Origin of the sequence: Azospirillum agricola, assembly GCF_020005195.1 — a bacterium.
Classification (GTDB): domain Bacteria; phylum Pseudomonadota; class Alphaproteobacteria; order Azospirillales; family Azospirillaceae; genus Azospirillum; species Azospirillum agricola.
This window is the reverse complement of record NZ_JAIFZR010000002.1, coordinates 621,484-637,259: the sequence shown is the minus strand read 5'-3', so window position 1 is coordinate 637,259 and position 15,776 is coordinate 621,484. Positions and strand designations below refer to the sequence as shown.

The window sequence follows — 15,776 nt, the reverse complement described above, 5'->3', positions numbered from 1 at the left end:
CTCAAGCCGTCGTCTCTGGAGACGACTTACGCGGACGCGGCGGCGGCCTCGCCGGCCGGGTTCATCCAGGCGGTCGCCATGTCGCGCAGCACGTTCTTCTTCACCTTGGCGCCGTTCGGCCCGTCGGTGACCGGCATCGCCTCGATGGCGAAGACGCGCGCCGGCACCTTGTAGACGGCGAGCTGCGCCCGGCAGGCGGCCAGCGCCGCCGCCTCGTCGAGCGTGCGGCCGGGCTCCATCACGACGAAGGCGATGGGGCGCACGCCCGCCGGGCAACTCGCGGCGACGGTCTGGCAGACGGTGACGCCGGGCAGATCCAGGATGACCTCCTCGATCTCGGTCGGGCTGACCAGATAGCCGGCGATGCGCAGCACGTCCTTGATGCGCGAGACGAAGATCATCCCGCCGTCGGCCAGCCGGTAGCCGTAGTCGCCGGTCCGCAGATAGCCGTCCTCCGTGAACGCCTCGGCCGTCGCCGTCGGGTTGTCGAGGTAGCCGATCATCGCGTTGGGGGTGAGCACCTCGACCTCGCCGATCTCGCCGTCGGGCAGCAGGGCGCCGCTGTCCGGGTCGCGCACGCGCAAGGACGCGTCGGGGCAGACCGGCCGGCCGCCGCCCTGGGAACGGCGCTCCAGCGGCGCGTCGGCCGGCTGGGCGGCGAACATGGCCAGCGTCTCGGTCATGCCGAAGAAGCCGCGCAGCAGCACGCCGTGCGCCTCCGCCTTGGGCGGCAGGATGGTGGTCAGCGCCGGGGTGAAGTTGGCGTGGCCGAACATGCGCAGAGCGGGGAAGGGCTTGCCCTCCGGCACCACCGACAGGATCTTGTCGAGCATGTCGTCGGTGCCCAGCATGTGGGTGATGGCGTGTTCCACCAGCAGGCGGGCGGCCTCCTCCGGCACGAAGGATTCCATCAGCACCAGCGGGCGCCGCGCGCGGATGGTGGTGATCGCCAGCGTGTAGCCGAAGGCGCCGCACATCGGGATGCCGAGCAGCAGGCTGGTCCCCGGTTCGGACAGCCCCACCGCCGCCGCCGCCTCGCCGGCGTGGCGCGTGTTGCGCCCCTGCGTGTGCTGCACCAGCTTGGGCGCGCTGGTGGTGCCCGACGTGGCGAGGATCAGGCTGACGTCTTCCGGCCGGCCGTCGGCGATGTCGGGCAGCGGCTCCGGCGATTCGGCGATCAACTCGGCGAAGCGGGCTTGCCGCACGCCGTCGAGCAGCGTGTCTCCGGTGTCGCCCAGCGTGACGACCAGCTCCAGCGCCGGGCGCTCGGCCGGGTCGACGCTGCGCAGCACCTCGGCGCAGGCCCCGTTGCGGTAGGCGGGGTTGAGCACCACCGCCCGGCAACCGGCGCGCGACATCAGGAAGCCGACCTCGTGGCTGCCCAGCCGCACGTTCAGCGGCACCACGGCGACGCCGAGCCGCGAGCAGGCGAGCGCGACCACCAGCCATTCGGGGATGTTGGGCAGCCATAGCGCCAGCCGGTCGCCGCGCGTCAGGCCGAGATCCTTCAGCCGGGCGGCGAGCCGGGCGGACTCGGCGCGCATCCGGCCGTAGGTGACGGGGCCGTCCGCCCCCACCAGCATGGTCGCGCCGTCGGGCGCGCCGTTCAGCATGTCGAAGAGGCGGGTTGGTGGGAGACGGGTCGGGGGGGCCATGCCGTGGTCGGTCATCAGGGGGCTCCAAAACGGCGGGGCCGGTCGGCGGGCGGCGGTCGGGTTCGTGATGACCGCGGGGGCCGCGACGGATCGGCGGGGACGCTGGCACCGGCCTGGAGCGCGGGCGCGCCGGCCGGGGTTGTGAGTCGGTTCAATACAATCACACACGATTTATTTTGTCTGTCAACCGGCTTCTCGGGATAGGCGGGTTACACCGCCTGCGTGCGTTGCACTGCGCACAGGCCCGCTGCCAGGCGAAACGTGGCACGGTCCCGAAAAATAAATCGCATGTGATTTTTTATGTTTCATGTTTCTCAGGCTTATGATTGACTTGTCCAGCAATAAGCGGCGCGCGAAGGGCGGGTTTCACCGCACCGGGACTGGCGCCCGCCGGGGTGGTGAAGGCGGCGGCCGGACGGGCTGCCACGCCCCGGCCGCCCAAGCCGATGCTCACGAGAGGACGGTATGACGCAGACCAAGAGCGGCACGCAGACCGCGATCCTGCCTTCGGCGGATCCGAACTGGCTGGCCCTGCGGGACGAGGCGATCCTGGAGCCGGATCTGCCGATCATCGACCCCCACCACCATCTGTGGGACGCGCCGCGCTCGCCGCGCTACCTCGCCGAGGAGCTTCAGCGCGACGCCCAGGCCGGCCACGCCATCGTCGGCACCATCTTCACCGACTGCACCGAGGGCTACCGCACCGACGGTCCGGAGAACCTGCGGCCGGTCGGCGAGACCGAGTTCGTCACCGCCATCGCCGAGCGGGTGGAGGCCGGCGACTACCGGCCGGCCGGCCTGTGCGCCGGCATCATCAGCTACGCCGACCTGCGCGAGGGCGAGAGCGTGCGCGCCGTGCTGGAGGCGCACATCGCCGCCGGCAAGGGCCGCTTCAAGGGCATCCGGCAATCGACCTCCTGGGATCCGAACCCGGAAATCCGCACCACCATGCGCACCCCGCCGGAAGGGTTGCTGCGCGACGAACAGCTCCGCCGCGGCTTCGCCCGCCTGGAACCGCTGGGGCTGACCTTCGACGCCTGGGTCTACCACCACCAGCTCTCCGACGTCGCCGATCTGGCCGGCGCCTTCCCCGGAACCGCGATCATCCTCGACCATGTCGGCGGCCCCATCGGCATCGGCCCCTACGCCGGCCGGCGCGACGAGGTCTTCGCCCAGTGGAAGGCCGGCATCCTGGAGGTGGCGCGCCACCCCAACGTCAGCGTCAAGCTGGGGGGGCTGGCGATGCGGCTCGGCGGCTTCGGTTTCCACGAACGGCCGCTGCCGCCCTCCTCGGAGGAACTGGCCGCCGCGTGGCGCCCCTACATCGAGACCTGCATCGAGGCGTTCGGCCCCGACCGCGCGATGTTCGAGAGCAACTTCCCGGTCGATCAGCTCTCGTGCAGCTACGCCGTCCTGTGGAACGGCTTCAAGCGGATCGTGGCGGGGGCCTCGGCCGACGAGAAGGCGGCGCTGTTCAGCCGGACGGCCGCGCGGGTCTACAGCATCGAGCACGTCCTGCGCTGAGCCGCGCGGGCCACAACCAACAAGTCAAGTTCCGGGAGGAGGAAACCATGCCGTTCGCCAAGACGCTCCGTGGCGCCGTGTCCTGTCTGGCGGTCGCCGCCGCCCTGTCCGCCGCAATGTCCGCCGCCGTGACCTCCGCCGCCGGGGCGGAAACCCCGGCCAAGGAGGTGAAGATCGGCGTGCTCACCGACATGAGCAGCATCTACTCCGATCTGGTCGGCCCCGGCTCGGTGCTGGCGGCGCAGATGGCGATCGACGACTTCATCGCGGCCGAGAAGCCCGGCTTCAAGATTTCGCTGCTGTCGGCCGACCACACCAGCAAGGCCGACGTCGCCTCCAGCATCGCGCGCAAATGGATCGACGAGCAGGGCGTCAACGTGCTGACCGACGTGGCCGGCGCCTCGGTGACGCTGGCCGTCTCGAACATCGGGGCGGAGAAGAACCGGCTGGTGCTCGCCACCGCGTCGGGCCAGAACAGCCTGTCGAGCGAGGATTGCAAGCCGACCACCCTGCACTGGAGCTACAACACCCGCGCCGTCGCCGCCACGACGGCGAAGGCGGTGACGATGGACGGCGCCAAGAACTGGTATTTCGTGACCGCCGACTACGCGGGCGGCCGCTCGCTGGAGGAGGACGCGACCAAGGGCGTGCTGGCGGGCGGCGGCAAGGTGCTGGGCTCGGTCAAGCACCCGTTCAACAACAACGACTTCTCCTCGCAGATCCTGATGGGGCAGAGTTCCGGCGCCAAGGCCATCGGCTTCGGCAACTCCGGGCCCGACACCATCAACGCGGTCAAGCAGGCCAACGAGTACGGCCTGGGCAGCAGCGTCGCCCTGACCCCGCTGCTGGCGATGATCACCGACATCGACGCCATGGGGCTGGACATGGCGAAGGGGATGTACGTCACCGAATCCTTCTACTGGGACATGAACGACCAGACGCGGGCCTGGTCGAAGCGTTTCTTCGACAAGCGCGGGAAGATGCCGACCATGGTGCAGGCCGGTCTCTATTCGGCGGTCAACCATTACCTGAAGGCGGTCAAGGCGACCAACAGCACCGACACCGCCCCGGTCCTGGCGGCGATGAAGGAGATGACGATCAGCGACCCGGTGACCAAGCCGTCGCGCCTGCGCGCCGACAACATCGTGCTGCGCGACATGTACCTGTTCAAGGTGAAGGCGCCGTCGGAGAGCAAGCAGCCCTGGGACTACTACACGCTGCTGAAGACCATTCCGGGCGAGGAGGCCTTTGCGCCGCTGTCCGAGAGCAAGTGCGCGCTGGTGAAGAAGTAGGAGCGGGTTCGCCTTCCTCCACGTCCCAAGCAAGCCCTTCTCCCTGAGGGAGAGGGGCTTGGACCGGCGCGCCTCCACCTTTCCTCCCCATGCGAGGATCCCCATGCCATCCCTGCACACCGGCGGCACGGCCGGGCGGCTGATCGCCGATGCCGTCGTCCGCTTCGCCGACCGCCCGGCCCTGGCCGACCGGCGGACGCGCTGGACCTACGCCGAGTTGGGCGACTGGATCGGCCGCTTCGTCACCCGCTTCCGCGCCCTCGGGCTCGGCAAGGGCGACGGGATCGCCATCCTGACCGGCAACCGGGTGGAGCCTTGGGCCGCCATCTGCGCCGCCAACATGCTGGGCATCCGCTACACGCCGCTGCACCCGCTGGCCGGCGAGGACGACCACGCCTTCATCCTCGCCGATTCCGAGGCGCGCGCCCTGATCGTCGATTCCGAGCGCTTCGGGGCCCGCGCCCTGGCGATCCGCGCGCGGGTGCCGGGCCTGGAACATCTGCTGGCCCTTGGCCCCCTGGGCGGCCCGCTCGACGGCGTCCCCGACCTGCTGGAGGAACTGCGGCACCTCGACCCCGCCCCGCTCGACCCGCGGGCGGAAGCGGAGGACACCTCGCTGCTCTGCTACACCGGCGGCACCACCGGACGGTCGAAGGGCATCATGCTGCCGCACCGGACCATCGCCGCCATGGCCTCGACCATCGCCGCCGAATGGGAATGGCCGGCCGAGCTGCGCTACGCCGCCGTCACGCCGATCAGCCACGCCGGCGGCATCATGCTCTACCCGATCATGCTGATGGGCGGCTCGGCCCTGCTGCTGCCCGGCTTCGACACGGAGGTTTTCTGCCGCAGCGTCGCGGAGGAGCGCATCACCGCCGCCTTCCTGGTGCCGACCATCATCAACACGCTGGTCGAGGATCCGGATCTCCTGGCGCGGCACGACCTGTCGTCGATGGGTCTGATCGTCTACGGCGCCGCCCCGATGGCGCCGGACCTGCTGCGCCGCGCCATCGACGCCTTCGGCCCGGTCTTCCTCCAGCTCTACGGCCAGTCGGAGGCGCCGCAATGCGTCACCACGCTGCGCAAGGTCGATCACGACCTGACCAAGCCGGAACGCTTCGGCTCCTGCGGGCGACCGACCGCGCTGTGCGACGTCAAGCTGTTCGACGCCGACATGCGCGAGGTCGGGATCGGCGAGCCGGGCGAGCTGTGCGTGCGCGGGCCGCTGGTGATGACCGGCTACTGGCGCCAGCCGGAGCTGACCGAGCAGGCCTTCCACGGCGGCTGGCTGCACACCGGCGACGTCGCCCGGCGCGACGCCGAGGGCTTCCTGCACATCGTCGACCGCACCAAGGACATGATCATCTCCGGTGGCTTCAACATCTACCCGCGCGAGGTCGAGGACGCGCTGATGGCGCACCCGGCGGTGTCGCTGGCCGGGGTGATCGGCATCCCCGACAGCAAGTGGGGCGAGGCGGTGAAGGGCTTCGTCACCCTGCGCCCCGGCGCCAGCGTCGAGGCGGCCGACCTCCAGGCGCATGTGAAGGCGCTGCGCGGCGCCCCCTGGTCGCCGAAATCCATCGACATCGTCGCCGAGATGCCGCTGACCGGGCTCGGCAAGGTGGACCGCAAGGCGCTGCGCGAGCCTTATTGGCGCGACCGGACACGCGGAGTGAACTGAATCATGCTGGACCATGCGGCGATCATGGAGCTGCGGACGCGGGACGACACGTCCTGGAGCGAACGCGACGCGATGCTCTACGCTCTGGGCGTCGGGATGGGCGCCGACCCGATGGACGAGCGCGAACTCCCCTTCGTCTACGAGCGCGGTTTGAAGGCGCTGCCAACCTTCGCGATCGTGCCGACCTTCGCCGGCGGGCCGCTGTTCCGGATCGGGCTCGACACCCGCTATCTGCTGCACGGCGAGCAGGCGGTCACCCTGCACCGGCCGATGCCGGCGAGCGGCACCGGCACCGTCGAGGGGCGCATGGTCGGCGCCTGGGACAAGGGGGCGGGGAAGGGGGCCGTGTTCGCGCAGGAGAAGATCCTGCGCCTCGACGGCGATCCCGAGCCGCTGGCGACCGTCGTCACCACCGCCTTCGGCCGGGCCGAGGGCGGTTTCGGCGGCCCGACCAAGGGCCAGCCGGCGCCGCACCCGGTGCCCGACCGCGCGCCTGATCTCTCCATGGATCTGCCGACCACGCCGTCGCAGGCGCTGCTCTACCGGCATTCCGGCGACCTCAACCCGCTGCACGCCGATCCCGAGGCGGCGCGCGCCGCCGGCTTCCCGCGCCCGATCCTGCACGGGCTCTGCACCTACGCGATCACCGCCCGCGCCGTGCTCGCCGCCTGCTGCGATTTCCAGCCGGAGCGCATGCTCCACCATCAGGCGCGCTTCTCGGCCCCGGTCTTTCCGGGCGAGACGATCACCGTCGATCTGTGGATTGACGGCGATGCGGGCGGCGATGGCGGCGGCGACACGGTGTCCTTCCAGGCGCGGGTCAAGGCGCGCGACGCCGTGGTGGTCAGGAACGGCCTGAGCCGGCTGCGCGGGGGGAGCGTCCGATGAAGGCGCTGTACTGCCTGTCCTACGGCGAGCCGCCCGCGCTGCGCGTCGCCGAGATCGCCGAACCGCAGCCCGGCCCCGGCGAGGCGCTGATCGCCGTCGAGGCGGTCGGGCTCGGCGGCTTCGACGCGGTGCTGCTGGGCGGCCGCTACCAGGAACGGCCCGAGCCGCCCTTCGTGCCGGGGCGCGAGCTGGCCGGGCGGGTGCTGGCGGTGGGGGAGGGTGGCGACCCGGCGCTGATCGGCGCGCGGGTCGCGGCCATCGCCTTCAAGGGCGCCCTGGCCGAACGCACGGTGGCGCGCTGCGACCATTGTCTGGCGGTGCCGCCGGCCATGGACGCCGCCACCGCCGCCTCCATTCTCAGCGCCTACGCGACCAGCCTCTACGCCTTGGAAACCTGCGGGCGGATGAAGGCCGGCGAGACGGTGCTGGTGCTCGGCGGTGCCGGAACGGTGGGGGCGGCGGCCATCGACATCGCGCGCGGGCTCGGCGGGCGGGTGGTCGCGGCGGCTTCCTCGGCGGAGAAGCTGGACTTCTGCCGGGCGCGCGGCGCCGATCTGGCGGTCGATTACGGCGACCCGAACTGGCGCCGCGCGATGACGGAGCGGCTCGGCGGCGGGATCGATCTGGTGCTCGACCCGGTGGGCGGCGCCCTGTCCGAGCCGGCCTTCCGCAGCCTCGCCCCCGGCGGCCGCCATCTGGTCGTCGGCTTCGCCGCCGGGGACATCCCCCGCATCCCTCTCAACCTGCCGCTCCTGAAGCGGGCGAGCATCGTCGGGGTCGATTGGGGCGGCTTCATGCAGCAGGAGCCGGCGGCCAACCGGGCGCTGCTGGCGCGCCTGCGCGACCTGCTCGACAGCGGCGCCCTGCGGCCCGAGCGACCCATCATCCACCCGCTGTCCGCGCTGGTTCCCTTGCTGGACGATTTCCGGAACCGGCGCAGCGTCGGCAAGCCCGTCATCCGGCCCGATTTCGAGGCCGCGCAATAACAGGGAGGACAACCGCCATGCCGTGCGGGTCTCTGGGCGCCAAGGCGGTCGTCGCCAGAATGCGCGCGACGCCGGTGCGCGACATGTTCGCCCGCAACGGCACGCTGCGCGAGGACCGGCCGATGGAGCACGACCTCGACCGGTTCCAGGTCAAGACCCCGGCCGAGAGCTGGCGCCCCTGGGACGGCTGCAACCTGAAGCGCGTGGTTCCCGGCAAGGAGGCGTTCCAGCCACTGTCGGAAAGCACCCGCCCCTTCGTCAAGAAAACCTGAGTCTGCCCGGCATCGTCAGGCACGGCCTTGCGCCGCCAGCGTCCGGAAAGCCGGCGTCGGCCCATGGAGGGAAAGAGTGTGAGGGAGCGGGATGTGATGGACAGCAAGCAGCCGACGGGCCCCCTGGCGGGGCTGCGCGTCATCGAGATCGCCGGCATCGGGCCCGGCCCCTTCTGCGCCATGATGCTGTCGGACATGGGGGCCGAGGTCATCCGCATCGACCGCGCCGCGCCGCCCGACCAGGGAATCGACATCCCGGTCCTCGGCAACGTCACCAACCGCGGCCGGCGTTCGGCGGTGCTCGACCTCAAGAGCCCGGAGGGGGTGGTGGCGCTGAAGCGGCTGGTGGCACAGGCCGACGCCCTGATCGAGGGCTTCCGCCCCGGCGTGATGGAGCGGCTCGGCCTCGGGCCCGACGAGCTGCTGGCGGTCAACCCGAGGCTGGTCTACGGCCGGATCACCGGCTGGGGGCAGGAGGGGCCGCTGGCCAAGGCCGCCGGGCACGATCTGAACTACATCGCGCTCAGCGGCATGCTGCACGCCATCGGTCCGGCCGACCGGCCGCTGCCGCCGCTGAACCTGATCGGCGACTACGGCGGCGGCGCCATGTATCTCGCCTTCGGCATGGTCTGCGCCCTGCTGGAACGGGCCAAATCCGGCAAGGGACAGGTGGTGGATGCGGCGATGGTCGACGGCGCCGCCTCGCTGGGGGCGGCGCTCTACGGGCTGCTCGACGCCGGGCTGTGGCACGACCGGCGGGCAAGCAACCTGCTCGACGGCGGCGTGCCCTGGTACGACAGCTACGGGACCAGCGACGGCAAGCACATCGCCATCGGCCCGCTAGAGCCGCGCTTCTACGACAGGATGCTGGAACTGCTCGGCGTGACCGACGACACCCTGCGCGCCACCCTGCGCGACCGGAGCGAGGCGAACTGGCCCCGCCTGCGCGAGGCCTTCGCGGAGGTCTTCCGGACGCGGACGCGCGACGAGTGGTGCGCGCGGCTGGAGGGCACCGACGTCTGCTTCGCCCCGGTCCTGTCGATGGCGGAGGCGCCGCACCATCCCCACACGGTGGCGCGCGAGGGCTTCGTCGCGGTCGGCGGCGTGGTCCAGCCCGCCCCGGCGCCGCGCTTCAGCCGCAGCCGGCCGGCGGTCCAGGGGCCCCCGCCGGCGCCGGGGGAGCACACGCGGGACATCCTGGCCGACTGGGGCTTCACGCCGGAGGAGGTTGATCGCCTGTCGCCTCGGGGATGACGACGTCCGGTTTCACGACGGTGGCCTGGGAGGGCGGCACGTCGTCGTTGCCCTCCGTGCGGTCGCGGTACAGCGCGGCGCGGCCCAGCAGCATCAGCGTGATCGGCGTGGTGACGATCATCAGCGCGGTGATCAGCACCTCGTGGATGACGAGGCGCGATTCCAGCACCGTGAAGAACAGCATGGACGCGATCAGCACGAAGCCGACGCCCAGGGTCGATCCCAGGGTCGGGGCGTGGATCCGCGCGTAGAAGGTGTCGAACCGCAGCAGCCCGAACGACCCGATCAGGGTCAGGCCGGCGCCGATCAGCAGGAACAGGGCGGTGAGCAGCGCCACCCACGCGGGAATCTCGGCCAGATGCGTCATTCGATCACCTCTCCCCGCATGAGGAACTTCGCCAGCGCCGCCGTCGAGACGAACCCGAGCAGGGCGATGATCAGGGCGGCTTCGAAATACAGGATGCTGGCCGTGCGGATGCCGAAGGTCAGCAGCAGCATGGTGGCGTTGACGTAGAGCGTGTCGAGGCCGAGCACCCGGTCCTGCGCCCGCGGCCCCTTCAGCATGCGGACCACCGCGCAGCCCATGGCGAGAACCAGCAGGATCTGCGCCACCAGGATCGACCAGACCAGGATTTCCGTGATCATTCGAACACCTCCATCAGGCGCTTCTCGTACCGGTCCTTGATGGTGTCGATCCACACCTGCTCCTCGACCAGATCGAGGATGTGGAGAAGGATGGTGTGCTTGACCGAATCATACTCCACCCAGATCGTGCCGGGCGTCGCCGTGATGATGCAGGCGAGCGCCGCAAGCCCGTAGGGCGCGCGCATGTCGAGCGGGATCAGCAGGAAGCCGGCCGTCCGCTTGCCGCTGTCCGGCCGCAGGATGATCTCGGCCACCGTGCGGTTGGAGCGGATGATGTCGCCCAGGACCAGGAACACCAGCTTGACCGCCACCTGCACGCGGCGGATCCGCCCCTTCGGCGGATCGAGCGCCAGCAGCATGCGGACGGCGATCATCGACAGCACGCCGCCCAGCAGAATGCCGCCCGGCGTCACGCTCTCGTTCAGGATCAGCCAGACGGCGAGCAGCGTCGCGGTCAGGACGGGGAAGGGCATCCAGCGTCTCATTGGCCGTCTCCAGCGCCCGGTTCCGCCGGGGGCGGCGGCAGCACCATCCGGACATAGTCCTGCGGCACGTGCAGCGACTGGGCCGTCGCCTCCATGTAGCGCATCACCGGCCCGGCCCCGACGGAAAGCGCGACGCACAGCGACAGCAGCAGCACGACCGGCGCGATCTCGACCACGCGCACGCGCGGCAGCTCGTTGCCCGGCGAGGCCCAGAAGACGTCGATGCCGGTGCGGGTCATGGCGACCACCGTCGCCAGACCGGACAGGATCAGCGCCGCCAGCAGCACCCAGGCGGTGACCGACACGCCGGCGTCGCCGCTGGTGTCGAGCGCCAGCAGGGGGGCCAGCATGGCGAACTTGGCGAGGAAGCCGGACAGCGGCGGCAGGCCGGCCAGCAGCAGGGCGCAGGCGCCGAAGCTGACGCCGAGGATCGCCATGATCGCCGGGATGGCGATGCCGACCTCGTCGTCCTCGTCGGGCTCCTCGTCGTCCTCGCCGAAGGCCGCGCGGGTCACCGCCAGAACGTCGGCGCCGACCTCGCGGCTGCGCTCCAGCGGCTCGATCAGCAGGAAGAAGCCGGCGATCGCCAGGACCGAACTGGTCAGGTAGAACAGCGCCCCGCCGGTCACCGCGACCTGCCCCATGCCGATCGCCGCCAGCAGCGTGCCGGAGGAGACCAGCACGCAGGCGCCGGCCAGCCGCGCCATGCTCTGCGTCGCCAGCACCGCCACCGATCCGAAGACGATGGTCAGCACGCCGCCGATCAGCAGCCAGTTGCCGGCAAAGCCGGCCGAGGCGCCGGCGCTGCCGCCGAACATCAGCAGCCACAGCCGCAGCACGGCGTAGATGCCCACCTTGCTGAGGATCGACATGATCGCCGCCGAGGGCGCGCTGACGGTGGAGTAGGTGTTGGGCAGCCAGAAGCCGATCGGCCACATCCCCGCCTTGGTCAGGAAGGCGATGCCGAGGATGGCGGCTCCCGCCTCCAGCAGCGCCCGGTCCTCGGGCGCGACGGTGGCGATGCGGTTCGCCAGTTCGGCCATGTTGAGCGTGCCGGCGATGCCGTAGATCACGCTGACCCCGATCAGGAACAGCAGGGAGGCCGCCAGGTTGATGGCGACGTAGTGCAGCCCGGCGCGGACGCGGGCCAGCCCGGAGCCGTGCAGGGCCAGCCCGTAGGAGGCCGCCAGCATGATCTCGAAGAAGACGAACAGGTTGAACAGGTCGCCGGTCAGGAAGGCGCCGTTCAGCCCCATCAGCTGGAACTGGAACAGCGGGTGGAAATGTGCCCCCGCCTTCTGCCAGCGCGCCAGCGAGAAGACCAGGGCGGCGAGGCCCAGGATGGCGGTCAGCACCAGCATCAGCGCCGCCAGCCGGTCGAGCACCAGCACGATGCCGAGGAAGGACGGCCAGTCGCCCAGCCGGTACATGCGCACCGCGGCGGCCCCCGCCTCCGGCGGCGCGCCGTCGGCGATCCGCAGCAGCGTCACCGCCACCACCAGCAGCGCCACCGTGGAGGCGAGGCCGAGCGCCGCCTTCAGCGGCCGCCGCCGCTCGTCGATCAGCATCATCATCGCCCCGGCCAGCAGGGGGATGACGATGGGGGCGATCGTCAGGTGATCCATCCAGCCTGTCATCGGTCCTTCTCCCGGCCGTCCACGTGATCGGTCCCCGTCAGGCCGCGCGCGGCCAGCAGAAGGACGAGGAAGAGGGCCGTCGTGGCGAAGCCGATGACGATGGCGGTGAGGACCAGCGCCTGGGGCACCGGGTCGGCGTAGGTGGAGAGGTCACCCGCGGTTCCCTGTTGCAGCACCGGCGCGGCGCCCGTGCGCAGCCCGCCGGTGGAGAAGATGAAGAGGTTCACGGCGTAGGACAGCAGCGAGAGGCCGATGATCACCTGGAAGGTGCGGGGCCGCAGCAGCAGCCAGACGCCCGATCCCGTCAGCACGCCGATCCCGAGGGCGAGGATGAGTTCCATCAGTCGTCTCCCATCGTCGTCTGTGCCGGCGTCGGGGTCGGGGGCGGCGCGGGCGCCGGCACCGGCGGCGGCAGGGCCGGCGGGTCGGCGGGGCGCGGCGCCGAGGCGCGGTGGCCGCGCAGCGACTGGCGGGCCAGCGCGATCAGCGTCAGCATCGTGGCGCCGACCACCAGGGCGAAGACCCCGACGTCGAAGATCAGGGCGCTCGCCATCGGGATCTTGCCGAGCACCGGCAGATCCGCGTAGGCGAAGTAGGAGGTCAGGAAGGGCCGGCCGAACGCCCAGGCGCCCAGGCCGGTGCCGGCGGCCAGCAGCAGCCCGATGCCCATCCAGCGCAGCGGCAGCACCCGCAGCCGCGCCTCGACCCACTGCGTCCCGCCCAGCATGTATTGCAGGATCATGGCGATCGAGGCGGTGAGCCCCGCCGCGAAGCCGCCGCCGGGCTGGTCGTGGCCGCGCAGCAGCAGGAACATCGCGACCAGACAGATGATCGGGAAGAGCAGCCGCGCGATCAGCGACGGGATCAGCAGCCAGTCGGCCACCGTGTCGCCGTCGCGCCGCTCCGGCTGGGCGATGTCGTAGGCGCTCTGGTCGCGCTGCTGCTCGGGCACGTCGACGCTGTCGGGCGCCGGGCGGAAGCGGCGCAGCAGCGCGTAGGCGGTCAGCGCCACCGCGCCGAGCACGGTGATCTCGCCCAGCGTGTCGAAGCCGCGGAAATCCACCAGGATCACGTTGACGACGTTGGTGCCGCCGCCCTCGGTGTAGGCACGCTCCAGGAAATGCTCGGCCAGCAGCTCCGGCGGGACGCGGGTCATCACCGCGAAGGCGAGCGCCGCCATGCCGGCGCCGGCGGCGACGGCGATGCCGAGGTCGCGCAGGCGGCGCGTCCGGGTCAGCACCTCCGCCGCGCGGGTGCCGGGCAGGTCCAGCCGCTTGGGCAGCCAGCGCAGGCCCAGCAGCAGCAGGACGGTGGTGACGACCTCGACCAGCAGCTGCGTCAGCGCGAGGTCGGGGGCGGAGAACCAGACGAAGGTGATGCAGGTGACCAGCCCGGTGCCGCCCAGCAGGATGAGGGCCGCGAGCCGGTGGAACTTCGCCTGCCACGCCGCGCCCAGGGCGCAGCCCGCGCCGATCGCCCAGATCAGCGCCAGCACCGGGTCGATGCCGGCGGGGATCAGGTTGCCGGGGCCGGGCCAGCGCAGCAGGGCGGCCCAGCCCGCCGCCAGGACGGCGACGCAGACCACGAGGCGGAGCTGGGGTTGCAGGCGGCGGGTGCCGAGCAGCCCCTCCGCCGTCCGCGCCAGCCGCCAGGACAGGAAGACCAGGGCGCGCTCGAACAGGCGCTGGCTGTCCAGCCGGCGGATCAGCGGCGCCCCCTCCACCCCCTTGGCCAGATACTCCTGGAGCAGCAGATAGAGCACGACCCCGGCCGTCAGGGCCAGCAGGCTCATCAGCAGCGGCCGGTTGAAGCCGTGCCAGACCGCGAGGCTGTATTCCGGCGTCGCGGTCCCCAGGGCGGCATGCGCCGCCATGTCCAGGTACGGCCCGACGGTGGCCGCCGGCAGCAGGCCGACGATGATGCAGGCCAGCACCAGGATCTCGACCGGGAAGCGCATCCAGGAGGGCGGCTCGTGCGGCTTGCGCGGCAGATCCACCGGGTCGGGACCGAAGAAGGCGCCGTGGATGAAGCGCAGCGAATAGGCGACGCTGAAGGCGCTCGCCACCGTGGCGGCGACCGGCAGGATGTCGATCAGCGGCGGCAGCGGACCCTCGGCCGACAGCGCCTCGGCGAAGAACATCTCCTTGGAGATGAAGCCGTTGAGCAGCGGCACGCCGGCCATCGCGGCGGCGGCGACCAGCGCCAGCCGCGCGGTGAAGGGCATGAAGCGGTTCAGGCCGGACAGGCGCCGGATGTCGCGGGTCCCGGTCTCGTGGTCGATGATGCCGGCGGCCATGAACAGCGACGCCTTGAAGGTCGCGTGGTTGATGATGTGGAAGATCGCCGCGACCATGGCGAGCCGGCTGTTGAGGCCGAGCAGCAGCGTGATCAGCCCGAGATGGCTGATGGTCGAATAGGCCAGCAGCCCCTTCAGGTCGTGCTGGAAGATCGCGGCGTAGGCGCCGAGCAGCAGCGTGGCGATGCCGGCCGAGCTGACGATCCAGAACCAGGCCTCGGTTCCGGCCATCACCGGCCACAGCCGCGCCATCAGGAAGATGCCGACCTTCACCAGCGTCGCCGAGTGCAGGTAGGCCGAGACCGGGGTCGGCGCCGCCATCGCGTGCGGCAGCCAGAAATGGAAGGGGAACTGCGCGCTCTTGGTCAGGGCGCCCAGCAGGATGAGGATCAGGGCCGGCAGGTAGAGCGGATGCGCCCGGATGCGGTCGCCCGAGGCCAGCACGACGTCGAGGTTGTAGCTGCCGACGATGTGGCCGAGCACCAGCATGCCGGCGAACAGGCACAGGCCCCCGGTGGCGGTGATGGTCAGCGCCATCCGCGCCCCGTCGCGCGCCGCCGCCAGATGGTGCCAGTAGCCGATCAGCAGGAAGGAGAAGAGGCTGGTCAGCTCCCAGAAGAAGGCGATCTGGATCAGGTTGCCGGAGAGCACCACCCCCATCATGGAGCCCATGAAGGCGAGCAGGAAGGAGAAGAATCGGGGGACCGGATCCTCGGCCGACATGTAGTAGCGCGCGTACAGGATCACCAGCGCGCCGACGCCCGAGATCAGCCCGGCGAACAGCCAGGCGAAGCCGTCCATCCGCAGGATGAAGTTCAGCCCGACCGACGGCATCCAGTCGATCTCGTGGCGGAGCACGCCGCCGGCCGCCACCGTCGAGTAGGCGGCCCACAGCAGGGCGAGTCCGACCAGCGCGACCCCGCCGGCCATCCACGCCGCGGCGTTGCGCGCGTGCGTCGGCAGGAGGCCGGCGGCGATGGCGCCGACGAAGGGAAGACCGACGGCGGTCAGCAGCAACAGGGCGTCGGGCATGCTCTCCAACAATCAAGCGGCTTGGTGACGACGGGGGCGGAACCTTGGGGCGGGACCGTGGCCGTCGGTGGGGCGGCGGGCGTTCCGGAGACCGGCGCGGCGCCCGTTCAGGCGTGTCGGCGGGGCATG

Annotated in this window: 14 protein-coding genes; 7 read left to right on the top strand and 7 right to left on the bottom strand. The window is 71.1% G+C overall.

Going from position 1 to position 15,776, the window contains the following annotated elements; all coding sequences use genetic code 11:
• Positions 1 to 26: 26 nt before the first annotated feature.
• Positions 27 to 1,670 (bottom strand): AMP-binding protein, encoded by a 1,644-nt coding sequence (locus JN22_RS05755; protein WP_085552993.1) that lies wholly within the window; start codon positions 1,668 to 1,670, stop codon positions 27 to 29.
• A 450-nt stretch (positions 1,671 to 2,120) separates the two neighbouring features.
• Between JN22_RS05755 and JN22_RS05750 the strand changes: the two genes are divergently transcribed.
• From JN22_RS05750 to JN22_RS05720, 7 genes are all read left to right on the top strand, one after another.
• Entirely contained in the window at positions 2,121 to 3,179 is a 1,059-nt protein-coding gene (locus JN22_RS05750) for an amidohydrolase family protein (protein ID WP_085552992.1), read from the top strand.
• 47 nt (positions 3,180 to 3,226) lie between these two features.
• Entirely contained in the window at positions 3,227 to 4,471 is a 1,245-nt protein-coding gene (locus JN22_RS05745) for an ABC transporter substrate-binding protein (protein WP_085552991.1), read from the top strand.
• A gap of 103 nt (positions 4,472 to 4,574) precedes the next feature.
• A complete protein-coding gene (locus JN22_RS05740; RefSeq protein WP_085552990.1) occupies positions 4,575 to 6,152 on the top strand; it encodes an AMP-binding protein in 1,578 nt (525 codons plus the stop codon).
• 3 nt (positions 6,153 to 6,155) lie between these two features.
• Complete coding sequence (locus tag JN22_RS05735; protein ID WP_143268156.1) at positions 6,156 to 7,040, top strand: MaoC/PaaZ C-terminal domain-containing protein; 885 nt, start codon at positions 6,156 to 6,158, stop codon at positions 7,038 to 7,040.
• Complete coding sequence (locus JN22_RS05730) at positions 7,037 to 8,026, top strand: NADPH:quinone oxidoreductase family protein (protein ID WP_085552988.1); 990 nt, start codon at positions 7,037 to 7,039, stop codon at positions 8,024 to 8,026. The genes JN22_RS05735 and JN22_RS05730 overlap by 4 nt, the downstream gene beginning before the upstream one ends.
• Before the next feature lie 17 nt (positions 8,027 to 8,043).
• Positions 8,044 to 8,298: a hypothetical protein gene (locus JN22_RS05725; protein WP_085552987.1), complete on the top strand. Its 255-nt coding sequence runs from the start codon at positions 8,044 to 8,046 to the stop codon at positions 8,296 to 8,298.
• A gap of 96 nt (positions 8,299 to 8,394) precedes the next feature.
• Positions 8,395 to 9,552, top strand: a complete 1,158-nt coding sequence (locus JN22_RS05720; protein ID WP_085552986.1) for a CaiB/BaiF CoA transferase family protein — start codon at positions 8,395 to 8,397, stop codon at positions 9,550 to 9,552.
• On the opposite strand, the gene mnhG is transcribed toward JN22_RS05720, so the two are convergent.
• Genes mnhG through JN22_RS05690 form a run of 6 tightly spaced genes read right to left on the bottom strand, consistent with a single transcriptional unit; the run spans position 9,512 to position 15,647 of the window.
• Positions 9,512 to 9,919, bottom strand: a complete 408-nt coding sequence (gene mnhG, locus JN22_RS05715; protein WP_085552985.1) for a monovalent cation/H(+) antiporter subunit G — start codon at positions 9,917 to 9,919, stop codon at positions 9,512 to 9,514. The genes JN22_RS05720 and mnhG overlap by 41 nt on opposite strands.
• Positions 9,916 to 10,197, bottom strand: coding sequence for a K+/H+ antiporter subunit F (locus JN22_RS05710; RefSeq protein WP_085552984.1), 282 nt, complete (start codon positions 10,195 to 10,197; stop codon positions 9,916 to 9,918). The genes mnhG and JN22_RS05710 overlap by 4 nt, the downstream gene beginning before the upstream one ends.
• Positions 10,194 to 10,670: a Na+/H+ antiporter subunit E gene (locus tag JN22_RS05705; RefSeq protein WP_223677589.1), complete on the bottom strand. Its 477-nt coding sequence runs from the start codon at positions 10,668 to 10,670 to the stop codon at positions 10,194 to 10,196. The genes JN22_RS05710 and JN22_RS05705 overlap by 4 nt, the downstream gene beginning before the upstream one ends.
• Positions 10,671 to 10,678: 8 nt before the next feature.
• The gene (locus JN22_RS05700; RefSeq protein WP_085552982.1) at positions 10,679 to 12,319 is read right to left on the bottom strand and encodes a monovalent cation/H+ antiporter subunit D; all 1,641 of its coding nucleotides are present in this window, start codon (positions 12,317 to 12,319) and stop codon (positions 10,679 to 10,681) included.
• Complete coding sequence (locus JN22_RS05695) at positions 12,316 to 12,660, bottom strand: Na+/H+ antiporter subunit C (RefSeq protein WP_085552981.1); 345 nt, start codon at positions 12,658 to 12,660, stop codon at positions 12,316 to 12,318. The genes JN22_RS05700 and JN22_RS05695 overlap by 4 nt, the downstream gene beginning before the upstream one ends.
• Complete coding sequence (locus tag JN22_RS05690; RefSeq protein WP_085552980.1) at positions 12,660 to 15,647, bottom strand: monovalent cation/H+ antiporter subunit A; 2,988 nt, start codon at positions 15,645 to 15,647, stop codon at positions 12,660 to 12,662. Before JN22_RS05690 ends, JN22_RS05695 begins: the two co-directional genes overlap by 1 nt.
• Positions 15,648 to 15,776: the final 129 nt, after the last annotated feature.